Origin of the sequence: Celerinatantimonas marina, from assembly GCF_046054165.1 — a bacterium.
Classification (GTDB): Bacteria; Pseudomonadota; Gammaproteobacteria; order Enterobacterales; family Celerinatantimonadaceae; genus Celerinatantimonas.
Genome location: NZ_JBFNXK010000001.1, coordinates 120,106 through 146,120 on the forward strand (window position 1 = coordinate 120,106; position 26,015 = coordinate 146,120).

Genomic DNA, 26,015 nt, shown 5'->3' on the forward strand with positions numbered 1-26,015 from the left:
TAGGCTACCGACTGAGTTCCTGTGCAGGCTGAATGTGCCGAGCCCGAAATGCAGGCCATATAGTGGCCAATAAACCAATAGCAGCCGCACTGGCAGCCACAACCAGAACATTCCAGAAGTTTAATTCACTGGGTAAAAAATCGATAAAATACACATCCGGTGATAATAATCGATGCCCAAAGAGCTGCTCCAGAAAACTCACAAGATTGGGAAGCCATAAACTACCGGCAATTCCAAACACACATCCCCAAAAACATCCCATCACTGCATTATATCCACCATAGACAATAAAACAGCGCACTAACAAATGATTCGGAGCTCCCAGCGTTTTCAGAATAGCCAAATCCCGACGTTTATCGGCTACAGCCAGAATCAGTGTCGAGATAATATTAAAACTGGCTACAGCCACAATCAGTAACATAATGGCATACATAATAGTCCGAACCATCTGGATATCCTGATAAAGATAGCCATAGCGCTGCATCCAACTTTCTACGTAGACCATTTGTGGATATTGCAATCCGATCTGCCGTACAATGGCGGCAGCCTGTAAGGGGTGGGTGACTCGGACACTGATCCCAGAAACTTCATCAGGCTGCCAATGCTGTATTTTTTGAGCTTCAGACAGGTGCATAAACGCCAGCTCACCGTCAAGCTGACCATTAATCTGAAAAAGTCCCACTACGGGAACCCGAACCCGTCGAGGTGCGGTTAACTGATGTTGATTAGGTAAGTCTTGGGCCAACATCAAGGTGACATAATCTCCGGGAGCTACTTGGATTTTTTTAGCAATCTGAGCCCCTAAAATAATTCCCGGCGAATCAGCGGTCAATTTAGCCAGCGCATTTTCTCGAATATAAGGACGAATATTCGTCACTTGTAATTGTTGGGTCGGATCAATCGCTCGAATTCCAACGGGAGCCAGTAATCCATTGTGGGTGATCAAACCATGCATCTCAATATACGGTGCGGCCGCCAGCACCTCCGGAGTATGTTCCGCAATCTGAACCAATTGTGAAGCATGTCTCAGTGGCGGTTTCACCGCAGGGAGCTCACCATGACTCACCACAGATAAAAATCGCTGGTTCAGTTCTCGCTCAAAGCCATTCATAACGGATAAGCCAATAATTAAAACAGCCACACCCAAGGCAATCCCAATCGTTGAAGAACGGGAAATAAACGCAACCAGACCGCGTCTTCGACCAAAACGGTGATACCGTAACCCAATAAAAAGAGCCAGATGACGATTCATAACGAGGCCTCGGCACCCACATCCTGCAACCGCCCATCCGCCATGGTCAAAATGCGATCAAAGCGATGGGCTAACTGCCGATCATGAGTCACGACTACAAATGCCATCTGCCGCTCCTGATTCAGTTCCAACAACAGATCATAAACTGCATCCGTCGTTTGACTATCCAGATTACCGGTCGGCTCATCCGCTAGAATCACTTTGGGATGATTGACCAGTGCCCGAGCTATCGCCGTTCTCTGGCGCTCTCCCCCTGACATTTCAGCCGGTCTATTTTTTAAACGATGCGATAAGCCAACCCGCTCCAGTAATTCTCGGGCCTGCAACAGCGCCTGTTTACGGGGAACTCCGGCAATAAACTGTGGCATGGCGACATTTTCTTCAGCAGTAAATTCACCCAGCAAATGGTGAAACTGATAAACAAAACCCAACTGTTGATTCCGCAATCGCGCTATTTTACGTTCTGGCAGTGAAAACAAAGATTGTCCGTCCAGAATCACTTCACCTGAATTGGGCCGATCCAGTCCCCCCAACAAATGTAACAAGGTACTTTTGCCACTGCCGGAACTTCCAACAATCGCAACCGCTTCACCACTAACAATCGATAGGTCAACCTGCTTCAGTACCGGCGTAATCTGCGATCCATCCTGATACTGTTTACTTAATTGACGACAACTTAAAATCATATCACTCACAACGAAGCGCCTCTGCGGGTAAAATTCGGCTGGCCTGCCAAGCTGGATACAAGGTGGCTAAAATACTGAGCAGCATCGCCAAGATGGCAATACTCATGACCTGAATCGAATTGACGACCACCGGTACACCAGCGGTGCCTAAAGTTAAATTAAGTCCTAACAGACTCATCACCGGATTCAAATGGTGAGTTAACAAAATGCCGGCACCCACGCCAACAATAGCCCCCAGACAACCACTCCATGCTCCCTGGATCATAAAAATACGAAGTAAATCTATCCGACGAAGTCCCAGAGTTTGCAAAATAGCCACATCCGACTGTTTATCCCCCACCATCATGATCAACGATGATAAAATATTAAAAGCAGCCACCGCGATGACCAAACAGAACAACAAGCTCATCATCGTTTTTTCCATTTTGACCGCTGAAAATAGCTGCCCATAATATTGCCGCCAGTCACTGCCTCCTGCGGGTAAATATTGGCTGTAATGTTCAATATTTAAAGGATCGGAAATAAACAACCGTGTCTGTTGCACCTTGGCCAGAGGAGAGCGCAGTAACCGGGCGGCATCCTGCTGATTGACCCAGATAAACTGTTCATCGACCGGAGCCGAAAAACTAAATATACCTGCGACTTTAAACATTCGTTGTGATGGGATCTCACCCAATGGGGTATAGATGAGTTTATCAGTTGCGATAAGCCGAACCGAATCTCCGACTGAGACATTGAGTTGTCGGGCTAATAATCCCCCTAAAATGACCTGAAAATGTCCGGGTTGCAAACTGGTCAACTTTCCGGCAACCAGATGCTGCTCCAACAATAAGTGATCCGGTTGTAGCGATGGCGCAATCCCCTGCAACTGAGCGGCCCGTAGCTGTGAGGCACTTTGCACCACAACCACCGCAGACACCAACGGTGCATGCGCAAGAGTGGCTAAAGGCTGGGGAACACTGACTCCAGGGGGAATTTGTAAATGAGGGACGACATTTAATATGCGCTGTTCCAGCTGATTCTGGAACCCATTCATCACTGAGATAACCGTAATTAACGCAGCGACGCCTAAGGTAATACCGATGGTGGAAAAACCACTCACAAATGTAGCAAACCGCTGTTTTTTACTACCTCTTGAGAAACGCCAGGCGATTCGAAAGTCCAGTTGCCATTGATATTGCACGTGAGCAAGTTACCCCATCGAAAAAGAGCGATCATCATACCTTGCCGATCAGATTCCAACAACGCCAGCACCGCAAATTTCAGAAATTTGCTATTATGGGATCTCCTGACCTAATGATTCGGAGTCCTAACTGAATGAATGAAGATACCAGCTATTTTAGTGTCGCTTATCAACTCAACATTAATGTATCTGTATTACCAGCATCACAACCATTGCCTGAATATAGTACATTTTTAGAAGAGATCCCCGAGTCATTCCGGATGACGAGTCCTCATAGCTATAGCACCGATCTATCATCCAGTTTGCAATCGCTCGGTGAAGCCGGAGTCATGTTACAACGCTACCTAAAAAGCCAAGCAGATAAGCTCGATATGTTACTTTCCTATGTCTTATCATTACAGGATGATCCAGCCGCACGAACCCAAACCACCCATTTTGGCGGTTCACAGCTGCGGTTTCATTGGGAGACTCCACTGGCAACAGGGCAACAGCTTCAACTCAAGGTATTTTTACCCGAAGAAGCGACTGCGATTTACTGCTATGGGCGAGTCACAGCATGTTCCTCAACGAGCCCATTCAATATTGAGTGTGAATATGCTTTAATTCGGGAAGAAGATCGTGAAGCACTGGTTCGCGCAAGTCTTCATGTCCAGTCGAAATTGCTCCAGGCAAGGGCTAAAGCCCGACAGTCCCACGATGAATAGTAAGATTATTTAAATTAATGAATGTAAGGACAGTCTTGTTTTTGTTATGAATCAACTGTTTTCTAACCTCCCTATCCCGCGACAAGCGGGGGAACAAAAAACGATAGGTCATCTGCCCGGTAGCAGTATTGCGTTGGTTGCTTGTGAATATATCCAACAAACTAATCAACCTCTGGTGATCTTAACGGAAGACACATCCGGCGCTTTACGTCTTGAACATGAATTAAACGGATTGCTCGGCGCGGAACGAGTGAAATTTCTACCGGACTGGGAAACCCTCCCTTACGATAATTTTTCACCCCATCAGGATGTTATCTCAAACCGATTACGGACTCTGTATCAGATGATCAACGGTGATGACTCGCAGGTCTTCATCATGTCCGTTGCGACCTGGATGATGCGTACAGCTCCAGCTCAGTATATTCAAAGTCGAAGCCTTAAAATCAGCCAAGGACAAACGATTCGTTTAGAACAGTTTCGCCAAAATCTAGTCACCGGAGGATATCAGCAAGTTGATCAAGTCTTGGGACATGGCGAATTTGCCGTCCGCGGTGGATTATTAGATCTGTTTCCGATGGGGAGTACCGAACCTTATCGCGTCGATTTTTTCGATGACGAAGTGGATACCATCCGCAGTTTTGACCCGGATGACCAACGGAGCCAAAATACCGTCTCCGAAATTGAGCTACTTCCAGCCCATGAGTTTCCAACGGATGCAGAAGCCATCGAATCATTTCGCAGCCGCTGGCGGCAACGCTTTGATACCCCTCGTGAAGATGAATCTATTTATCAGCAGGTCTCCAAGGGAATATGGCCCGCCGGGATCGAATATTATCTCCCGATTTTTCATGAGAAAACAGCTCAGCTCAGTGAATTGCTTCCTGCGCATATTCAGATTATGGCGATTGGTGATATTACAACGTCAGCCAATCAATTTTGGGAGAACATCCAACAGCGGTTTGAAAATGGCCGCTATGACCGATTACGGCCCCTGCTCGATCCTGAAGATCTTTATCTGAATGTAGATCAGTGCTTTGCCAGTCTGAAGCAGTATCCCCGGATTAATCTGAAAACCGAAGCCGTCACCCCAGCGCCTGGTCGAACCAACTTAGCCATCGAACCATTACCCGAGCTTGCGTTCAATCATCAGCTCAGTGAACCCACTCAGCCGCTTCGCCAATTTATCGAGCAATCGTCGGATCAATGTTGTTTTGTCGTTGAAACAGCCGGGCGTCGGGAAGCGTTACAGTCCTTACTGAAACCACTTAAGATCCAAATTAAAGTCATTCAGCATTTCACAGAAATCACCCCAGAACAGCGTTTTTATCTAATGATAGCGCCGCTTGAAGCCGGATTTATGCTTCAGGAACAACAGTTGTCGATCATTGGGGAAAGCGACCTACTGGGGAAACAAATTGTCCGACGCCGAAACCGACGGGCTCATCAATCGACTAATGCCGATGCCATGATCCGAAATTTGGCAGAGCTGTCCATCGGGCAACCCGTCGTCCATTTAGAACATGGTGTGGGCCGTTATCAAGGGCTCACCACACTCGACACCGGAACGGTTCAAACTGAATTTTTAACCCTACTTTATGCCAACGATGCCAAACTCTATGTTCCGGTATCCTCGTTGCATTTGATCAGCCGTTATAGCGGCAGCAATGATGAAACGGCGCCACTCCATAAACTGGGAAGTGATGCCTGGCAAAAAGCCCGTAATAAGGCCGCTGAAAAAGTTCGTGATGTTGCTGCTGAACTATTAGATATCTATGCTCGCCGAGCGGCTAAACCCGGTTACGCATTCAAACTGGATGAATCGGCTTATCAGCAGTTCTGTGCCGATTTTCCCTTTGAAGAAACCGACGATCAAATGCGCTCGATTCAAGCCGTACTGGCTGACATGAATCAACCTCTGGCGATGGATCGACTGGTCTGCGGTGATGTTGGGTTCGGCAAAACTGAAGTCGCTATGCGCGGCGCCTTTGTCGCCGTCAACGACAACAAACAGGTCGCAGTTTTAGTCCCCACCACCCTGTTAGCTCAGCAACACTATGATAATTTCTGTGACCGATTTGCCAACTGGCCGGTGCGAATTGAGGTCTTATCCCGTTTTAAAACGGCCAAACAGCAGACCCAAATTCTTGAAGAACTTGCCGAAGGTAAAATCGATATCATCATCGGCACTCACAAGTTACTGGCTAAAAATATCAAGTTTAGTGACTTAGGGTTGTTGATTGTCGACGAAGAACACCGCTTTGGGGTTCGTCACAAAGAACAAATCAAAGCCATGCGCTCCGACGTGGATATTTTAACGTTAACGGCAACACCGATCCCTCGGACCTTGAATATGGCGATGAGCGGCATGCGAGATCTGTCCATTATCGCGACCGCCCCAGCACGTCGATTGGCTGTTAAAACCTTTGTCCGTCGTCACGATGATGCTTTAATCAAAGAAGCGATCATCCGGGAAATCACCCGCGGTGGGCAGGTTTACTTCCTACATAATAATGTTGAAACCATTGAGCGAGTGGCTCAGCAATTACAAGAGTCCATCCCTCAGGCTCGTATCGCGATCGGTCATGGTCAAATGCGAGAACGCCAACTCGAACGGATTATGTCGGATTTTCACCATCAGCGATTTAATGTGCTGGTTTGTACAACGATTATTGAAACCGGGATCGACATTCCCAACGCGAACACTATTATCATTGATCAAGCTGACCATTTTGGGCTGGCGCAGTTGCACCAGTTACGAGGCCGGGTGGGTCGCTCTCATCATCAAGCCTATGCTTATTTGCTCACACCACCGCCCAAAGCGATGACTAAAGATGCGAAACGGCGACTGGATGCCATTGCGGAACTAGAAGATCTAGGTGCAGGCTTTACCTTAGCGACCCACGATCTGGAGATTCGTGGTGCCGGAGAGCTGTTAGGGGACGAACAGAGCGGTCAAATCGAGGCCGTTGGATTTACACTATATATGGAGATGTTGGAACGGGCCGTCAATGCGCTGAAATCTGGAAAAGAACCATCGCTGGACCTGCTTGAATCAGACCATGCCGAGGTAGAATTAGCGATCCCAGCCTTACTGCCCGATAACTATATTCAGGATGTCAATTCGCGGCTATCCATATACAAGCGTCTGGCTAGCTGTGACGATGACACCCAGTTAAGAGAGCTTCAGATTGAACTCATTGACCGCTTCGGACTACTCCCTGATGCCGCTAAAAATTTATTTATGATCCAAGAGATGAAACAATTAGCAACTCAGATAGGTCTTAAACGAGTTGAGGCAGGCGCTAAATCAGGAACCATTGAATTTGGTCAGAACACCACGGTTGACTCACAATATTTGGTCTCACTGTTCCAACATCAGCCCAAAGATTATCAGATGACCAGCCCAAACCGCCTTAAATTTACCATTCACAGCATTGACCGACGGGAACGAATCGATCAGATCCAATCCTTGCTTAGAGATCTCTGTGCACATCAACTGCCGGAAGCCCAATATGCTTAAAAAATTTACAACGACTACCTTCATTTCTCTGGTGGCACTCACTAGCCTTTGCGTCTCATTTGCACAAGCTCGTACCTTTGATGTCGAACTGATCCTGTTTAAACGCAATGACCCACAGCCCACTGGAGAATATTGGGATCAGAGCCAACAACAGCTCTCGATCACCCCAACTCAGCAACTGCTCGCTCCCCTTCTCAAGTGCAGCCCGGATAACTGTGATTTACCGCAGCAACTGCCGGTTGAAATCAATGGCAGCGGCTGGCCAGTGCAAGGTCCCATCCGAGTACAAATGTTACCGGCCTCTCAATTCGGATTGAATCAACAATGGAATGTCATTCGTCATCACGCCGCATTTACCCCCCTGCTACATATGCTCTGGCGTGAAAATATTCCGTCCCGAGCCCGTTCAACCTATTTAGGAATAGAAGCAGGTAAACAGCTTCCTATAATTCAAACGACAGACAACCAACAACCTCAGTGGGAATTGCAAGGCGGACTTCGCATCTATTTACAACATTATTTATATATTGATTCGCAGTTACTATTAACCGAGCAACAACCGTTGCAGCCAAGTCTATCCGCACCGAATCAGGAAAATACATCAACGCCTTCAGACTCTTCCTCTGAAGGAAATGCTGCAATCACATCTAATACAGCCGCCCCCAACGAAGACACTTCCCTGCCGCAAATGCAGTTTGTGAGCTATAAATTTGATCAAAAGCGGCGAGTTCGCTCCGGAGAAATTCATTATTTTGACCATCCCAAACTGGGCATGATCATCCAAATTCGCAAAATTCCAGAAACGGAACCAAACGGGCAAAATAGTGACGAATAGCCATTTAACGCATCTGGAATCGAACCACAGCTAGTAGTGCGGCGATCGTAATCGCATCAGTGATTTCGCCGCGCTGGATCATGGCCAAGGCATCATCCAAAACCAGACGGCGCACTGTAATATCTTCGGTTTCTTCTAACTGTTGTTCACCCTGATGCAAACCCGTTGCAATAAAAATATGTGCGAGCTCATCAGTCACTGAATTGGATAAATGCATTTGCAACAAAGGCTGCATATGATCGGCGCGTAAGCCGGTTTCCTCAGCTAATTCGCGATGCGCTGCATCCAGAGGTAATTCGCCTTGCGGGCAACCGCCTTCCGGGAGTTCCCAGCTATACTGATCGATAGCATAGCGACTCTGTCCAACCAAATAGACATCGCCATCATCCGTGAGAGGGACCACGCCCACGGCCGTATTTTTAAAATGGATCATGCCATACGTTGCCGGATGCCCGGCAGGATTAATGACCTGTCGATCCTCAACACGGATCCACGGATTTTCATACACAACTTCTGATGATTTTGTTTCCCAGCCCATAATAGATGTCTCTCTAAATTCGATTGGATCAAAAACGGGACTTTGATAAGTCCCGTTTCAGCATATCATGATTGCATTAATGCAATTTCAGCTTAGGTCGCAAAGCGCGGTTAATACGCCCAACCAGCATAATCAAACCCGTTTTGAAATAACCATATAGCGCAATCTGATGCATTCGATACAATGAAATATAAACGACACGAGCAATACGCCCTTCCACTTTCATTGAACCTTTCATCAGGTTCCCCATCAGTGAACCCACGGTACTATAATGACTCAATGACACTAACGAGCCATGATCTTTATAAACATACTCTTTTAGCGGTTTCTGATTCAAAGAGGCCAAAATATTCGCATACGCGCAATCGGACATCTGGTGAGCAGACTGAGCCCGAGGAGGAACTGTTTTACCGGAATCATCAATCGGACAACTGGCACAATCCCCAATCGCATACACATTATCATCTTGAGTCGTTTGCAATGTTTTACGCACAACAAGCTGATTAATACGGTTGGTTTCGAGTCCGCCCAGCTCTTTCATAAAATCAGGGCATTTAATCCCAGCCGCCCAAACCATCAAATCCGCAGCAATCAGCTCACCTTCTTTAGTCATCAACCCTTGCGCTGAAGCTTCTGTAATCATGGTTGCCGTACGGACATCAACGCCCATTTTACTTAACTCATGATGTGCAGCCCCGGCGATTCGCTCTGGCAATGCAGGCAGAATACGAGGACCCGCTTCAACCAAAGTGACATCTAGGCAGTCATTAGACACGTAAGGCATTCCATAATTTTTTAATTGCTGGGCTGCATTATGAAGCTCCGCCGATAACTCTACGCCGGTGGCTCCGCCCCCAACAATAGCAATGCGCACTCTATCGTCATCTTTTTTCGGATTTTGCAGATCAACGCCGGATTCTACAGAAAATTGTAAAAATCGATTCAACATCCGCTCATGGAAATACTGGGCTCGTTGTGGGTTATCGAGGAAAATACAGTGGTCTTTAACGCCTTTGGTCCCAAAATCATTCGAAATAGAGCCAATAGCCATCACCAGAATATCGTAATCGATCTGGCGAGATGGTAATAATTCGACGCCATCATCATCAATCACAGGAGCTAATTCAATTTTTTTGTTTTCTCGATCTAAACTAACCATCGAACCCAGCTGGTAATCAAAGCCGCTATTGGAAGCCTGAGAACGGTAACTCAGTGCGTCGATCCCCGAATCCAGAGAACCGGCCGCGACTTCATGCAACAACGGTTTCCATAAATGAGTCCGATTCCGGTCTACCAGTGTGACCAGTGCTTTTTTCTTCCGACCGAGCTTCCGCCCGAGTTTAGTCACCAGTTCTAATCCACCAGCACCACCACCGACGACGACAATCTTCAGCATGGGTTCATCTCCAAAATATATGAATTAATCCAATCGTTATTCATGACAAAAGTAGCTACTGCTGTCATTTATTTATGAGGGCCTATTGATCTTTGATGTTCGAATTTTGTTCGCATCAAACACTTTTTAAACGTAATACCTCTACACAACTTAACTAAAGTAAGTCGGGAGATATGCAGATCCTGAATGCGTTTCAATGAACCTTTTCGGCAACATCTGAGCACAACTATCCGCCGCTAGATGTGTTTTGTGGAGAATCACTACACGACACAGCGTCTGCCTTGTTTGTATTACCTTTGATTTATTGAAAAAATAATCAACAAAGGTCAACAGGCCCTATAGGAAGATTATAAAGATTTACGGGTGACTTTCATCACATTTTTTGAGAAATATCAATTTTTATAAGGGAATTAACATCTCTTATAAAAATTGATAACAAACCGGTACTGGTTTTGGGGAAGTTATGCTAGATTTGAACGGCATGTAGCTGAGGGAGACATTGCCTGTTCCGATGCGTTTTAATTCGAGATAAATAAGCCCCTAAATCAGCAAATTTATGGGTTTGTACTTCATCCCAAATAATTTCATAAAATGGCTGCAATTCTTGAGCAAGAGCTTCAGTATCCAATAATTCATCGTTTCGGGATAAAACAACCAAACTTTTATGTTGATTTAATTCCCGAAAATTTTGCACACATTTACCTTTAATATGTTCAAATTCTTCAATCCGTTCGACTTTACCACCCATATTTGTCTCAGGATGTAAATTCGGGTTAATCAAAACCGAGGGAATGCCACATAAAAAACCGATGCGTTCACTCCAATATCCCCCCAAACCCACGCCGACGATTACAATCGGTTCATCTGGAGAGCAATGACTAATCACTTCAGTTACAGCATTCAGCAAATGACTCAAATCATGTTTAGGATGAATGGTGCTATAAGAAATTGCATGCACGTTGGGATCGATAAACTGCAACTGCATGACTTTTTGGTAGTTACCCGGGCTTGTTGAATCAAAACCGTGTAGATAGATAATCATCATCCTCTCCCGCTAACAAAAATAAATAAACAAAGACCTATTAATCTTTCATTCCTCGCGTGGTAGCCCTGAATCCATATCGAAAACAAACGGTATATCTCATGTATCAACACCGCCGCCGACCAGAACCACAGACGGAAATAAGTTTATCTAAAATCATCCTATCTCATATTCATTCATAAAACGATTTTAGATAAAGTAAGAATGAATTTTGCAAAATTAACAGCGCCTAATTCCCTTAAGAGTAATCCTCACTTCCCAAAACCTGCAAGTATTTGTTGGGCTTTTTGATAACGACTCTGCCGCGTTAGTTCAGACCATGCCATGGCGGTAGCCTTGGGCTCAAGCAATAGCGCTTTATCCGATTTCCACTCGATTGATAATCGATCCAATAGCAATTCAGTTCCGGGACGATCATTACAAGCGAGTAATAGATCACACCCGGCATTCAATGCCTGAAGAGCTCGCTCCTGAATATCACCTTCCACCGATGCCGCTTTCATCGACAAATCATCACTAAAGATCACACCTGTAAATCCAAACTGCTGGCGCAAAATATCTTTAAGCCAAGTGGCTGAAAAACCAGCAGGATGTTCACAGACCTGCGGATACCTCACATGAGCCGGCATAATCGCATCTAACTTATGCTGATTAATCAATTGTTGAAACGGCAATAGATCCGTTGCAAATATTTCATTATACGAACGCTCATCAATGGCTACACTGACATGAGAATCCGCTTTTACACTGCCATGCCCTGGGAAATGTTTCCCCACGGAGCGCATTCCCGAGCTATGCATCCCATCGATCCAAGCTCCGGCGATATCAGCCACATCACTGGGAACGGCAGAAAAAGCCCGGTCGCCTATCACGTCACTAATACCGTCACAATCTAAAACCGGAGCCAGACTCAAATCGATATCACAAGCCCGCAATTCTGCAGCCATTAGCCAACCCAATTCGCGAGCGAGCTCCGTCGCCGTAAGCTGATGTTCTTGTGCAATAAATTGAATCGTTCCGGGGCTAGGCAGTTCAGTAAAAGCTTTTCGAAAACGTTGAACGCGTCCACCTTCATGGTCAGTCACGATCAAAAGAGGTTCGCTTCGGCTCTGTCGAATCTGCCTAACCAGATTTTCTAACTGTTCCCGGTCTAAATAATTACGGCTAAATAAAATGACACCTGCCACTAAAGGATGGGCTAAAAGTTCACGTTCACCCGGTTCAAGCTCAGTTCCTTCCAGATCAATAAATAACGGCCCCATTATATTCCTCAAGTTATGCGCGACTTATCAACTCACTCGCTATTTTTAATAATTTCACAGGTAATCGCTTACTGGTACATCCTGTTGATTCAATGACTCAATCAGGCAACGCCCTATTATTTTATAAAATACATCTTTTTGATCGCTGTTCGAGCTCACAATACCCAACAAATCATTGAACACGATGATATAACGATAACCAATGACCGCCTACCCCACCTATAATGGAGCCAAACGTTTACCACCTAGCAAATGCATGTGTAGGTGAAATACTTCCTGTCCGCCAAATTCATTACAATTCATCACTAAACGATATCCGTCTTCGGCAATGCCTTCTTGTGCGGCCAGTTTACCGGCAACGGTTACCATCCGCCCGATAGTGAGTTCATCACTTTCAGTGACATCATTGACCGTTGGGATCAGCTTATTGGGGACAATCAGAATATGTACGGGAGCTTTTGGAGAAATATCACGGAAGGCGCTGACAAGTTCATCCTGATATAACAATTCGGTAGGAATTTCCTGACGTATAATTTTACTAAAAATTGTTTCTTCTGCCATCACAGTTACTCATTAAGTATAAAAGACGATGACTTATAAGATTAATCGACTCCTATTCAGAAGCCAACACCCAATTGACACAAGAATAAAGTAAAGGAATGAAATCACCGCAAATATGAGGCATATCTATGGCTTTTTATGCGCTCCCCAAACAAAAATTTTGTATGGATGTATTGTGAGTCCTCTTCACTTTTATAAAAGAATATAGAGCGGATAAAGTGCATCCGAAAATCAACGCACTTTATCCAAAAAAGTCAGTCAGGCTAAAACAGCAATGGCACCTTTACCAACCCCTTCATAGGCATGCACTCGAACTTCCTGCTGTGGGTGTGATTGCTTAATGCTTGAAGCGATATGATAAGCTAAATTTTCGACCGTCGTATCACAGGGCAACAAATCGCACTCTGCTCGAGGAAGTAACAATTCAAAAAAACCTTGAGGAGCCTGATAAGCAAACCCGACCGAATCGTTATGAGCCAACGTTGGATTAAAACTCAAATCAGCTAATGGACACTCATCTTCCTGAGATCCCAAATAAACATTCCGCCATTTCATCGCCCAACTGGCCGCCAGCTCCTCATCGGCTTCATCATCGATAAAAATTTCAAGCATCGAGCGATGTCCATGAGCAATCCGCTGGCAATTGCCATCATGTTTCTTAAGGCCATGGCTATAATGATAATAAGGCCCTTCAATCTGCTCATTACGCAGTTTGATCGTCAGTCCTGAAATATTATCCGGCATATGCGGCGTCAGCACATCTACAACATATTTGATAATGGCTGCTTCGGTGATTTCAATGCAATCGATAAAACAAAATGCTTGTTGAGGACAACATAGCTGAATGTGCCGCTGCTCTGGACGCATAAAAGAGACACCAATCCGCCCATCAGCATCGAGTGGACTCACCGAACACTGCGGAGAACGTCTTGGGATTAGCAACTTATGATCAACATTCTCATCGATAATGCGCTTAATTGTTTTTTTCACTAAACCAAAATCAAATAGCATGTTCATTTGGTTCAACTGTCCGGCCAGCTCTATATCTACAATCCAGCTTTCTCCCACTAATCCGCGATCAGGGCACAGGAAAGTTGAATCGATTACCGTTAAATCGTTAACAAAAAGTTTCATGAAGTCGTTCGACTACTCTGTGATTCACATCTATATTCGGTATTATACCTACACCCAACAACAATTGAATCCAGTAACTTTCATGCAACAGCTATTGATTAAAAACGCATTAATTGTAAATGAAAACCAGACCTTTGAAGCCGATGTCCGGATCGTCGGGGAACGCATTGAAACCATCGCACCCAATTTAGATGCGAGAGCGAATGAAAAAGTCATCGATGCCACCGGTCTATATCTACTGCCGGGAGTCATTGATGATCAAGTTCATTTCCGTGAACCCGGTCTGACCCATAAAGGAAATATCCATACAGAATCCAGAGCGGCTGTCGCTGGCGGCATTACCAGTTTCATGGAAATGCCAAACGTTAATCCGCAAACAACCACGTTAGAAGCATTAGAAGAAAAATATCAACGAGCACAAGGTCGAGCATTTGCCAACCACAGTTTTTATCTGGGGGCAACCAATGACAATTTAGACGTGATTAAAGCCCTCGATCCAAATGCGGCTTGTGGCGTTAAAATTTTTATGGGAGCCAGCACCGGAAATATGTTGGTCGATAATGAACAGGTTCTCGCCGGTATTTTTGCCAACTCACCGGTCTTAATTGCTACTCATTGTGAAAACACACCGATGATCCAAAAGCTCGAACAGCAATACCGAGCTAAATATGGCGATGATATTCCCATGGAACTGCATGCCGAGATCCGCAGCCGGGAAGCATGTTATCAATCTTCATCAACTGCCATTGCTCTGGCTAAAAAACATCAGGCCCGCTTGCATGTCCTGCACTTAACCACGGCTGAAGAACTGGATCAATTTGAACCCATTACTCAACTCAACCAGTTAGCCAGTGCCAACGTAACCGCTGAAGTTTGTGTGCATCATCTGTGGTTTAACAAGAACGATTACGCCACGTTAGGAAGCCTGATTAAATGCAATCCGGCCGTCAAACTTCCCAGTGACCAACACGCGTTACAGCAAGCCGTCAATAATGACCGGATTGCCGTGATTGCAACCGATCACGCCCCCCACACCTTTGAAGAAAAACAACACAGCTACTTTAAAGCGCCTTCCGGTTTGCCACTGGTTCAGCATATGCTTCCAGCACTATTGGAGTTATATCATCAAGGGATCTTCTCACTGGAAACCATCGTCCGCAAAACCTCACATGCGGTTGCTGAACGTTTTCAGCTCAAAGATCGGGGTTATATTCGTGAAGGATATTATGCCGATTTAACCTTGGTTGATCTGAATACTGTATCCACGGTAACTGATGACAATATTCTCTACCATTGCGGCTGGTCACCTTTTAAAGGCCAACAGTTCCACAATGCGGTAAAAACAACCATTATTAATGGGAACGTGGTCTGGGATCAGGGGCAACTACAATGTGAGGCTCAAGGGAAACGATTAGAATTCACCAGAAACTAAGGTGCAGCCAGTCATCGTCCCTATTTCAGGGACGATGCGCCCATCATCCATCAAACTGTTTACTCATGATTCGTCATCAGCAACACCACTCACCCGACGGAGTTGTTCTCTTAAATTAGGCGGTGTTCCCTGAATCGTCAGTGTATCAGTTTGAGGATCGTACTGAACCCGTTCCCCAAATAATCCCTGATCAAAGCTAATCGTAACCCCTTTCCCCTGACCGAAATACTTGGTTAATTTTTTTAACGTAGTCCGATCAGCCGGAAACTGTTCTTCAATCGGAAAATTTTCCGCTGCAAAAGAATAAAAATCAGGAGTATCTCCATCACTTTGAGGCAATGCCTGTGACAGCGCTTTGACTTGGACTTCTTCTCCATCTTTAATCTGTTGATCGCAATAACTTTTCACCTGTTTGCGATATTCAGTTTTTTCTTCAGGATCCAGCTGGGCCACATCACAATATTCATCAACGGCACTCATCAACAATGCATTTTGTTGTTTCGTATCTAAACCTTCTTCACACCCCAGAAAATCCACAAAAAAATCAGCGACTTTACGGCCAGCGCGTCCCCGAATATACGAAATATAACGTCTCGATTCACGATTCCGCTGCATTTCGGTCAACTCAATCCGAGCCGCCAATTGAATAGAAGATGTTTCCAGATAATGACTGGCCGTAATTTCCATAGCATCATTCACTGCAGGTGAAACTTTATCCTGCAATAGCATAACCTGAAGGTAATCCGCCCCAACAAATTCATAGTGAGCAATGAGTAAAATGCCCTGCTCTTTTAATTCATAATGATTAATTCGTGAAACTAATGCTTCCGCTAATTGCTTAGAAAATGTAATAAAATCAATTGAATCAGATTGCCACTGTTCAATGGCTTGCGGCATTTCATGCGAAGCATCCGCAAAAAAGCCAAAGCTTTTATTGCCTTTCGCATTGTAAGTTAAATGCAGATCTTCAACGAGTTCCAATGCATTTTCAGTTAATGTTGATTCCTGATCACGCAGATTTAAAGCAACATCACCTTGATCATTAAGACCGATTAAATGCAAAACTAAATGTTTAACTGATAGGCTCATAGTCGTTTTGTTAGTTTTTGTGTCTTGGGTGCGCTATTATACGCATCTTTTCTTTTGGAATCAGATTAACAACATGGCTATCATTTCAAAATATCCATCTGAACAAGTTGAGCAAATACTTCAAGAAGTATTAACTATATTGGATAACCATAAGGCTCCAACTGATCTATCTTTAATGGTAATGGGGAACGCGGTCACCACATTATTAAATACCCGAGTCTCCTCCGCTCAGCGAAAAGCCCTTGCTCAGAGTTTTGGAAAAGCATTGATTAGTTCTATCGAAGAAGAATCGAAACAATCATAGTTTCAAAGGGATAACCAGCAATATGGTTCAAGGTTCGCTTACTTATCGAGATAAAGTCTCCCAATTGATCAGCTGGGGACATTGGTTTTGTTTGGGTAATATAGCAATCACCTTATTGGTTGCTATTCGTTATCTGACCATCGCACACTGGCCTGATACCACTTTAGGTCAGGGATATATGCTCATCAGCTGGCTTGGGCAATTCTCTTTTTTGCCTTTTATTGTCTTTTTACTGACACTATTTCCACTGAGCTTTTTGTTGCCTAGCAATCGGACGATGTGCTTTATCGGAGCCATTATTGCAACAACGGGCATCAGTGCTCTAGCCATCGATACACAAGTCTTTGCCCGATTTTACGTCCACCTTACTCCGATGCTCTGGCAACTACTTATCGATAAAGAAAATAATCGTCAGGGAACCGATGTGAACTTAATGTTCATTTTAGTTCCACTATTCTTCTTCATGGAATTATTGCTAGCTCGGATTTGTTGGCTTCGTTTTCGGCGACTAGAGCGCAAACATATTGGCAAACCCATTGCTATTGTGTTTTTCATCTGTTTTTTTTTGACGCACGTCGTGCATGTCTGGGCTGATGCAACCATCTATCGCCCGATTACGGCACAGAAAATAAATTACCCGCTATTCTATCCAATGACGGCCAGAAATTTGCTCAATTCATATGGACTTATCGATGTTGAACGGATTCGGGAACAATCGCGGCAGGATGGCGTACATAATGGCAATCCTCTGAATTACCCAGAACAGACATTACATTATCAGAATCAAAGCGCAAACCATCTTAATTTATTAATTATTATGGTCGAGGGACTACGGGCGGATTCACTCGATCCTCAGTTAATGCCTGAGACATATCAGTTCAGTCACCAGACCTTACGCTACCAACAACACTTTAGTGGCAGCAATCAGCATACCTTGGGCGTATATAGTCTGTTTTATGGATTACCAACCTCCTACTGGAAAAGTATTCATGAAGCAGAAATTTCACCGGTATTGATGGACGGACTGCGCCAACGCGGTTATGAAATGGGCATTTTTAGTAGCAATCCATTTGATAATTCCGATCTGAGGACAACCGTCTGGAATCATGTTCCGGAGCAAAACTTACATGGACCGCAAACCCAAGAACCGAATCAGGTTGATGCCGATATCACCAACCAATGGCTAACGTGGCAAGCACAAACCGCTACGAATACGCCTTGGTTTAGTTATCTAGACCTAAATTCTGTGGTGAATTTAAGCAGCACCAATGCCCCACTTCCCCATAAGATCAGCAATATTACGCAGTGGGTTTCGCTGTATCGAAATGCCGTGAAACAAACGGATGTACAGATTGGCCGTATTCTTAAACAACTGGAAGATTCTGGAGCACTGGCCCATACCGTTGTAATGATTACCTCAGATCATGGACAAGAATTTGCCGATCAACAGAGCAACCGTTTGGGTTACGGTAACAATTTTTCAAGGTTTCAGACCGAAGTTCCATTGCTCATATACTGGCCGGATAAAGCGCCGGAAACCATCCATGTGGATACCAGCCATCTCGATGTAGCGGCTACACTCAGCAAGCATTTATTGGGGATACAAAATCGACTCAGTGATTACACTATTGGTAATGATTTGTTCGCACCCATTACTCACCGTTGGATCATTATCGGGGATGAAGATGAACAAGCCATCTATCAACCGGATCAAATCACGGTACTCACGAGTAACGGCAACTATGAAACTCGGGATCGAAATTATCGCCGCAAACATCTGCGCGCAGATATGCCGGTTATTTTGCAGGTACTCAATGAGTTACGACGTTTTTATCAGGATAATTCCTAAATAAAACGAGGCTGGCTAAAAGCTGAGCAAACAATCCGAGAATTAAAGATTAGAGGTTGCACCCTTAGTAAAAAGCAGTAATATAACGGCTGCGTTCGGAACGTAGCGCAGCCTGGTAGCGCACCGTCATGGGGTGTCGGGGGTCGGAGGTTCAAATCCTCTCGTTCCGACCATTTTTTCAAAAGAGAGCTTTAAGCTCTCTTTTTTGTTTTTATCCGTTGCAAAACAATAGTCCTTGTGCGACTAGCACTTTATCTCTATCCAACATAATCGGTCTATAGTTCACTATTGCCCCTGCAGTGCCCAAATAATAAAAACTGCAGCTTGCTCACATCGAATTCGATATGATAGACAAACCGTTATGGATCACAACAAGCAGGTACATGAATATCATCCCACTGACTTCGGATTATTTAAGTGATTTAGCGCGACTCAATCATCAGTTACTTGAAGATGAAGGAAATACCAAATCGCTCTCTACCGAATATCTTTATCAACGCATGAAAAACTGGTTAGAAAACAAGCAATTCTTTGGCTTTGGTGGCCTGAATGATGATGGACAACTTGTGGCCTACTTACTCGCTTGTTATGAGAGTGAATCCATTGTTTACGTTCGTCAGCTCATTACAGAGCGCAATTATCGGCGCCAAGGTTATGCCTCGACTCTACTGAAACATCTGGAAAAATATTTAGGTGCAGATCAGCAGATAAAACTCGACGTTCTAATGCACAATAAGAATGCTATCTATTTTTATGCCAGTCAGGGATACAAACCTTTTTATATGGCAATGGTCAAAACTACGTAATCCTTATCGTGGGTCTTCCCCCTGTTAAATACATCGACTGACCGAATTTCTTCAAGTAATAAATAGTTTGTAAACAATGAGATCCCAGATTGCGCAAAAGCTAAAACCCTAAACTATACTCTGATCCAGTATTCTGATAAGGAAGGGATCGGGTATGTTTTTTAAAGCACGAACAGCAGCAAATCATAAAAAAGATCATGTTCCACACCAAGTCACATTATCGCAGACATTTTCAACGAGCGGGCTCACCCGTGAAAAACTTAAACCTTTCGAATTTGCTGATGGTACCGCTTTAATTTTAGCATTCGTATCTCCTCATTGTGATTTTAACAAAGTAAATCAACAGCTCACTCAGGCCATGCCTTTCGCTGAACATATCATTACCATCATGACCGCTGGAGAATTAGGAGGAGGAAGTCAGCAGTTCTATCATGAAACCCCGTCGCAATGGGATAGTATTGTCATCCACGGTTTTAGCAAACGACTATTGCTCTCCGTATCGACCCATGCCATTCCTCTTATAACAGAATCTCATTCACCAACCATTAATCAGCGTATTGATTTTATTAGTCAGGCGCTCAACAAAATAAGTGTCCCTTTTACTGTTGATAGTAACAATACGATCGCATTTACCTATTTTGACGGACTAACCCGCAGTGAGAACTTTTTCACTGAAGCACTCTATAAAACCTCTAAATTTCCCTGTTATTTCATTGGAGGAAGCGCCGGAGGAAAACTTGACTTTCAACAAGCCAATGTGGCTTTAGACGGGCAGATAAAGTCAAAACAAGTCATATTAGCTTTTTGTAAAATCGCTCCGGAATATCGATATGGCATCTTAAAAACACATAATTTTGAACCAACTGGGATTGCAATGGATGTCGCAGAATTTGATCCCTTTGAACGGATCCTGCATTCCGTTTTAAACCAAAACAAAGAATTGATTACACCCGTAGAATTTCTAGCTCACCATTTTAAATGCCCGACTGAAAGCATTGGTGAAGCTTTGAAAGGCTATTCATTCGGAGTACAGATCGGTGAATCAATTTATATCCGTTCAGTTGCCGCAATTAACAACGATGGTTCAATTCAATTCTTTGGCGATATGGGATTTGGTGAAAAATTACAGTTAGTCAAAGCTAAAAGTCTGAGTGATACCACTTCTCGAGATTATCAAAAATTTATTCAAGGAAAACCAAAGCCCCCGATTGCGCTGATTGCCAATGATTGTATTTTGCGCCGTCTCAACAACCAGAATCAACTCAATCAAATCAATTCGTTTAACCAGTGTTGCAGCTCCGGTTTTTCTTCATTTGGTGAATTTCTAGGCGTTCATCAGAACGAAACGCTAACAGCTCTCGCATTTTTTAATGTGCATGCCGGCGAGAGGTTTTATGACGATTATGCAAGTAACTATCCAACCCATTTTGCAACATTTAAGTATTATCATTTACAAACCAAGCTCATTAGCATGAGCCAAATTAACACCCTACAGAATGATCTCATTCAGCGATTAATCGATTATCAACCCAAACTACGAGCATCCACCGAACAATTACGCGCAGTAGCTGAGAATACTCATCATTCGGCTGAGCGACAGGAAAGCCTGAAAAACGATCTAATCCAATTCATCACAGTCATCAATAATCAAACAGAGCAACGTCAGGCACTATCAAGTGGGATGGAACAACTCAAACAGAGTTCTCAAAAAATTGTAGATATTATTCAGGCCATTGGAGGCATCGCAGAGCAAACTAATTTACTTGCCTTAAATGCGGCGATTGAAGCTGCTCGAGCTGGGGAAGCTGGCCGGGGATTTGCCGTGGTAGCTGATGAAGTCCGAGCGCTTTCGCAACGAACACAAGTTAGTCTGAAAGAAACTGGACAAACAATCGATCTGGTTTCTCAATCTATTGATGATATCAGTGGCTCCGCCGAAGGTATCAATCAAATGTTAGAATCGATGACTCATTCCTCTTCACAAATTAGTTCTGAACTAACCGACCTCTCTTCTGAGACCACCCAGATGGCACAACTCGCCCGAACCAGTATCGAAGATGCAGATTCGGTTTATCAAGAAATGGATGAAGTTGAAAATGAGGTACACCTGATCCAACAATTGAAAGCATTGCTATATAAGCATGCCTAGTTGACTGAGGGGAACTTATACGGTTTAAATATGCTCTATACAGTCTGCTTAATCGAGCAAACCAAGCCTTTAAGTTCAGACATCATTATATGAAACATTCAGTGATGCACTGCAGTCATGCGACGTCAACACTGTGATGTTATAAAAACCGATAATTTGTAAATTTTGTTTACAAATTATCGGTTTTTCTCCATTCTACAGTTAAGATCATTTATAGCATCAGGTGTGCAACATGGTCCTCAACAGTGATACAATACCATCAGATTGATCAATAGCTTTGAGCTCAAGAGCTTTCCTGATGGAACATTATTATGCTGGTAATAAACTGTCCTACAGGTATTTGGGCTATTTGACGACAATTGACACACCATAATTTAATATGATTTTTATGAACTTGTTCTTCATTAACATCATGTACTGCAGCCACGATATATAGATTATTATATATCGACGCGGGTGAGTGACATGTGTATCTTGATTGAATAAATATTTAATTATAATGACAGATGATTGAATCAAATAAAGCTCGTTTAGAAGCGATCCAAAATAGCCATGTCACTGAGCAGATGCTGGAAAATCATAAAAAAATTGACCAGCTTGAGATCGATCATGAAAAAGTTTGGGTCAAACGCTCAGAATCCACTCATTCGAATCTTTTTCACCGTTTAGTCTACCGAATGACTAAACTCAAAATTCTGATGCCAGTGGAAAATAAAACTCCCTCTGAAAGTTTGCATTTTGAAGCCAATAAACTCCGTTTTTTGGCGCAGCAAGGGATCCCTGTTCCAGAAGTCATTGGTTACGATACTCACTTTCTCTATTTGAGTGATAGTGGTACGGATTTGCGCGACTATCTGAAACAAACCGTACTCACCCAGGGCGAAAAAGAAATCATCATCACGAAAGCGCTCAAAGTGTTATGTGCTATCCATAATAACGGCTGCTATCATGCCGGAGCTCAAATCAAAAATTATACGATCCAAGACGATCAGGTTTCGGCGATCGATTTTGAAGACAGCTTTTCAGATAAATATCGCTTAGAAGATATTCAGTTTCGCGATTTCTTTCTCTTTCTGTTTTCGTTGGCTTCATTCAATAACAACATTATTTACCAAGAAGTTATCGAATTATATCGTTCTCTGACAGGTAACTCAGATACTAGAGACCGATTAAAAAATATGGCCCGGAAAACCACCCCGTTACTAAAAAGTATCGATTTTATCTCCGCTCGTAGTTACTTAGGCCATGATGTTATGAGTGTTTGCGCTTTATTGTCTTTTATCTTATCAATGTGATGGCTGACAATTCAGTCATAGATTAACTCACAGATTTAACACTCCGTTTTAATTTCCTCATGGAACGAGGATCAACCTTCCCCCACTTAGATGTTTAACCATTAAACCACGAATCTATATCGCTTTGGCAATTACCTAATCGATAGGCACTATCTTGACTTATCTAGGGTTTGTTGAACTTATATGATTATTTTTACAGCAATCTGAACGGTGTGGTGCCCTGTTCGCTTAATAACCCAAACATAAAAAATGCCGCTGACTTCATCGTAAGCGGCATCGTATCTAAACGGATATTTATGATAATTTCAGATTAAACATTGAGTAAACGATTCACTCGCTGAACAAAATCTGCCGGATTAGCCAGACTTCCTCGTTCAGCTAATTCAGCTTGTTGTAGTAACAACTGAGTCCACTCTTTAAACTGTTGCTCATCCTGTTCATCGGCAACGCGTTTCACCAATGGATGATCAGGATTCAACTCAAAGATATACTTCTGCTCAGGAACACTCTGTCCGGCAGCTTGCATCAGTTTCAACATCTGAGTACTCATATCGTGCTCACCGACCACAATACAAGATGGTGTATCAGTCAAACGATAAGTGAGACGAACATCTTTGACCTGTTCACCCAAGGTATCTTTAACCCGCTGAATAAATGAACTATATTCAGATTCATCTTGTTCTTTACGTTTTTTCAGTTCTTCATCATCTTCTAGCTCGCCTAAATCCAGATCACCTTTGGTGACAGAAACGAAGGCTTTTTCTTCAAACTCAGTCAGATGACTCATCAACCATTCGTCAATGCGTTCATGCATCAACAATACTTCAATACCTTTTTTACGGAAAATTTCTAGGTGAGGACTATGCGCCGCCGCTTCATAACTATCGGCGGTAATATAGTAGATCTTATCCTGTCCTTCTTTCATCCGGCTAATATAGTCGTCTAACGACACCGTTTCAGCTGAGCTCTCTTCATGAGTCGAGCTAAAGCGTAATAACTTCGCAATCCGTTCTTTATTGGCAAAGTCTTCAGCCGGACCTTCTTTGAGAACATTTCCGAATTCTTTCCAGAAATTCTGATAGTCGTCCCCTTCTTTCTTCGCTAATTTTTCCAGCATGCTAAGTACTCGTTTAGTACATGCCTGACGAAGATTGGCGGTAATTTTGGTATCTTGAAGAATTTCACGTGAGACGTTCAAAGGCAGATCATTCGAATCCAAAACACCTTTCACAAAACGCAGGTAATTCGGCATGAACTGTTCAGCATCATCCATAATAAAGACACGCTGCACATATAATTTCAATCCATGCTGATGTTCTCGGTTCCAAAGATCCCAGGGCGCTTTCGATGGAATATATAATAAGCTAGTATATTGCTGTTTCCCTTCAACTTTGTTGTGACTCCAAGTCATTGGATCCGCAAAATCATGTGAAATGTGCTTATAAAATTCTTTATACTCATCATCGGAAACCTCACCTTTAGCTCGGGTCCACAACGCCTGAGCTCGGTTGATTGATTCCCACTGTGCCGGTTCCCCTGGAATTTTTTCACCATCAGAGCCGTCCGACTCAGGAACCGCTTCTTTCCACATCTCAACCGGAATACTGATATGATCAGAATATTTGGTCACTAATGAACGCAATTTCCAATCGTTCAAAAATTCTTCTTCGTCATCCCGAAGATGTAGAGTAATGCAAGTTCCTCGCTGTTTCTTCTCGATATCAGTGATATCAAATTCACCTTTACCTTCAGAAACCCAGCGAACACCTTGTTCCGCACTGGCACCAGCCGCACGAGTTTCAACAGTCACTTTATCAGCGACAATAAATGCTGAATAAAACCCGACCCCAAACTGACCAATCAACTGAGAATCAGCCGCTTGATCGCCTGTCAAATTTCCAAAAAACTCTTTGGTTCCGGATTTTGCAATAGTACCCAAGTTATCGATGACTTCATCACGGCTCATACCAATACCGTTGTCATCTAATGTAATCGTCTTAGCATCTTTATCAAAACTGATGCGAACATGAAGGGCTGCATCATTTTCATATAATGCATTATTTTCCAATGCCTTAAAACGAAGCTTATCCGCGGCATCAGCAGCATTCGAAACGAGTTCCCGTAAAAAAATCTCTTTATTCGAATACAAAGAATGAATCATCAAATGCAACAGTTGTTCTGTATGCGCATTAAATTTATGACTTTCAGTGTGTTGTTCTGCCATTATCTGCAAATCTCCACAATATCTGGCTTAGATGTAAGGATTGATGGAGTCTATTTGAGGGTTTTTAAGTCTGTTTTCAATAGCAATGCAAAATAAATTTATTGGAATGGCTAATATTTAGCCAGAAACTTACAATATTGACCAGAACTACCCGTTATAACAATCATTTCCATCCAGGTTCACATCCCATGATCGAGTCCAGATCTTTTTAGTTCCGAATCCAAGGCGGTTATTCATCATTTTCATTGATTGAACATAAATTCCCCAGATAGGACTCGGTCTGGCTCTAGCAATTGGAAATTTTTGATAGAAAAGTGCTCTGGCGGCTTTCTCTGACTCCCCAGCCAGTCGTTCACTCTGAGCGACAAACTGTACCCCTTGCAAATGAGACACATTGGATTCTTGATCGCTTACCGTGCCACAAACCTGACTGGTTTCCTGCATAATGCGTCCATGCCGGGTTTTCAGATCAGCTAAAATGATAAAGCGTACGTTTTCCCGATCCCAAACATAAAAACAGTTGGCAGCCCACAATCCATCATGATCCTGCCCTGCAACGGTCAACACATGATAATGTTCTAAATATTCACTGATTTTTACCAGTGATGCGTCATTCTTCTCGACCATACTACTCTATTCCAATCTCATGCGGAGCAGCCATATCCTTGAATGAAGCGACCATGACAGATCAACCGTCAGACACGGCTTCAGATAACCTGATATTGTTCCTACTGATGTGCGCGATAGTATGCCA

The 26,015-nt window shown here is 43.6% G+C and carries 21 protein-coding genes and 1 tRNA gene; 10 read left to right on the forward strand and 12 right to left on the reverse strand.

What is annotated here, in order from left to right:
- Positions 1-4: 4 nt before the first annotated feature.
- From lolE to ABUE20_RS00550, 3 genes are read right to left on the reverse strand one after another with little or no spacing between them, the layout of a single operon-like run.
- The gene (gene lolE, locus ABUE20_RS00540; protein WP_408617842.1) at positions 5-1,252 is read right to left on the reverse strand and encodes a lipoprotein-releasing ABC transporter permease subunit LolE; all 1,248 of its coding nucleotides are present in this window, start codon (positions 1,250-1,252) and stop codon (positions 5-7) included.
- A complete protein-coding gene (gene lolD / locus ABUE20_RS00545) occupies positions 1,249-1,947 on the reverse strand; it encodes a lipoprotein-releasing ABC transporter ATP-binding protein LolD (RefSeq protein ID WP_408617843.1) in 699 nt (232 codons plus the stop codon). Before lolD ends, lolE begins: the two co-directional genes overlap by 4 nt.
- Positions 1,940-3,121, reverse strand: a complete 1,182-nt coding sequence (locus ABUE20_RS00550; RefSeq protein WP_408617844.1) for a lipoprotein-releasing ABC transporter permease subunit — start codon at positions 3,119-3,121, stop codon at positions 1,940-1,942. The genes lolD and ABUE20_RS00550 overlap by 8 nt, the downstream gene beginning before the upstream one ends.
- 134 nt (positions 3,122-3,255) lie before the next feature.
- Between ABUE20_RS00550 and ABUE20_RS00555 the strand changes: the two genes are divergently transcribed.
- The 3 genes from ABUE20_RS00555 to ABUE20_RS00565 are packed head-to-tail and all read left to right on the forward strand — an operon-like array spanning position 3,256 to position 8,180.
- The gene (locus ABUE20_RS00555) at positions 3,256-3,825 is read left to right on the forward strand and encodes a PilZ domain-containing protein (protein WP_408617845.1); all 570 of its coding nucleotides are present in this window, start codon (positions 3,256-3,258) and stop codon (positions 3,823-3,825) included.
- A gap of 46 nt (positions 3,826-3,871) precedes the next feature.
- Complete coding sequence (gene mfd / locus ABUE20_RS00560; RefSeq protein ID WP_408617846.1) at positions 3,872-7,345, forward strand: transcription-repair coupling factor; 3,474 nt, start codon at positions 3,872-3,874, stop codon at positions 7,343-7,345.
- Positions 7,338-8,180 (forward strand): peptidoglycan binding protein CsiV, encoded by an 843-nt coding sequence (locus ABUE20_RS00565; RefSeq protein ID WP_408617847.1) that lies wholly within the window; start codon positions 7,338-7,340, stop codon positions 8,178-8,180. Before mfd ends, ABUE20_RS00565 begins: the two co-directional genes overlap by 8 nt.
- A gap of 4 nt (positions 8,181-8,184) precedes the next feature.
- Here ABUE20_RS00565 and ABUE20_RS00570 read toward each other — a convergent pair whose 3' ends face one another.
- The 6 genes from ABUE20_RS00570 to ABUE20_RS00595 form a co-directional block, all read right to left on the reverse strand.
- Positions 8,185-8,718, reverse strand: a complete 534-nt coding sequence (locus tag ABUE20_RS00570; protein WP_408617848.1) for an NUDIX domain-containing protein — start codon at positions 8,716-8,718, stop codon at positions 8,185-8,187.
- 76 nt (positions 8,719-8,794) lie between these two features.
- Positions 8,795-10,114: an NAD(P)/FAD-dependent oxidoreductase gene (locus ABUE20_RS00575; RefSeq protein ID WP_408617849.1), complete on the reverse strand. Its 1,320-nt coding sequence runs from the start codon at positions 10,112-10,114 to the stop codon at positions 8,795-8,797.
- 466 nt (positions 10,115-10,580) lie between these two features.
- The gene (ycfP, locus tag ABUE20_RS00580; RefSeq protein ID WP_408618222.1) at positions 10,581-11,156 is read right to left on the reverse strand and encodes an alpha/beta hydrolase YcfP; all 576 of its coding nucleotides are present in this window, start codon (positions 11,154-11,156) and stop codon (positions 10,581-10,583) included.
- Between the two features lie 251 nt (positions 11,157-11,407).
- Positions 11,408-12,418: a beta-N-acetylhexosaminidase gene (gene nagZ, locus ABUE20_RS00585; RefSeq protein WP_408617851.1), complete on the reverse strand. Its 1,011-nt coding sequence runs from the start codon at positions 12,416-12,418 to the stop codon at positions 11,408-11,410.
- Between the two features lie 219 nt (positions 12,419-12,637).
- Positions 12,638-12,979, reverse strand: a complete 342-nt coding sequence (locus ABUE20_RS00590) for an HIT domain-containing protein (protein ID WP_408617852.1) — start codon at positions 12,977-12,979, stop codon at positions 12,638-12,640.
- A gap of 258 nt (positions 12,980-13,237) precedes the next feature.
- Positions 13,238-14,113 (reverse strand): 6-pyruvoyl trahydropterin synthase family protein, encoded by an 876-nt coding sequence (locus ABUE20_RS00595; RefSeq protein WP_408617853.1) that lies wholly within the window; start codon positions 14,111-14,113, stop codon positions 13,238-13,240.
- Between the two features lie 82 nt (positions 14,114-14,195).
- Between ABUE20_RS00595 and ABUE20_RS00600 the strand changes: the two genes are divergently transcribed.
- Entirely contained in the window at positions 14,196-15,545 is a 1,350-nt protein-coding gene (locus tag ABUE20_RS00600) for a dihydroorotase (RefSeq protein WP_408618223.1), read from the forward strand.
- A 63-nt stretch (positions 15,546-15,608) separates the two neighbouring features.
- Here the strand turns inward: ABUE20_RS00600 and yejK are convergent, their stop codons facing one another.
- Positions 15,609-16,634 carry a nucleoid-associated protein YejK gene (yejK, locus tag ABUE20_RS00605; RefSeq protein WP_408617854.1) on the reverse strand — a complete coding sequence of 342 codons (1,026 nt, stop codon included), beginning with the start codon at positions 16,632-16,634 and terminating at the stop codon, positions 15,609-15,611.
- Positions 16,635-16,707: 73 nt separating this feature from the next.
- Here yejK and ABUE20_RS00610 point away from each other — a divergent pair, with 73 nt between their 5' ends.
- From ABUE20_RS00610 to ABUE20_RS00635, 6 genes are all read left to right on the forward strand, one after another.
- On the forward strand, positions 16,708-16,938 hold the full coding sequence (locus ABUE20_RS00610) for a DUF1414 domain-containing protein (protein WP_408617855.1): 231 nt from the start codon (positions 16,708-16,710) through the stop codon (positions 16,936-16,938).
- A 22-nt stretch (positions 16,939-16,960) separates the two neighbouring features.
- A complete protein-coding gene (locus tag ABUE20_RS00615; RefSeq protein WP_408617856.1) occupies positions 16,961-18,787 on the forward strand; it encodes a DUF3413 domain-containing protein in 1,827 nt (608 codons plus the stop codon).
- 96 nt (positions 18,788-18,883) lie between these two features.
- A tRNA-Pro gene (locus tag ABUE20_RS00620) sits at positions 18,884-18,960 on the forward strand.
- Positions 18,961-19,170: 210 nt separating this feature from the next.
- Positions 19,171-19,593, forward strand: coding sequence for a GNAT family N-acetyltransferase (locus ABUE20_RS00625; protein WP_408617857.1), 423 nt, complete (start codon positions 19,171-19,173; stop codon positions 19,591-19,593).
- Positions 19,594-19,747: 154 nt separating this feature from the next.
- On the forward strand, positions 19,748-21,742 hold the full coding sequence (locus ABUE20_RS00630) for a methyl-accepting chemotaxis protein (protein ID WP_408617858.1): 1,995 nt from the start codon (positions 19,748-19,750) through the stop codon (positions 21,740-21,742).
- Between the two features lie 506 nt (positions 21,743-22,248).
- Positions 22,249-23,037: a phosphotransferase gene (locus ABUE20_RS00635; protein ID WP_408617859.1), complete on the forward strand. Its 789-nt coding sequence runs from the start codon at positions 22,249-22,251 to the stop codon at positions 23,035-23,037.
- 310 nt (positions 23,038-23,347) lie between these two features.
- On the opposite strand, the gene htpG is transcribed toward ABUE20_RS00635, so the two are convergent.
- Both htpG and ABUE20_RS00645 read right to left on the reverse strand, forming a co-directional pair.
- A complete protein-coding gene (gene htpG / locus ABUE20_RS00640; protein WP_408617860.1) occupies positions 23,348-25,261 on the reverse strand; it encodes a molecular chaperone HtpG in 1,914 nt (637 codons plus the stop codon).
- Between the two features lie 147 nt (positions 25,262-25,408).
- Positions 25,409-25,888: a hypothetical protein gene (locus ABUE20_RS00645; protein WP_408617861.1), complete on the reverse strand. Its 480-nt coding sequence runs from the start codon at positions 25,886-25,888 to the stop codon at positions 25,409-25,411.
- Positions 25,889-26,015: the final 127 nt, after the last annotated feature.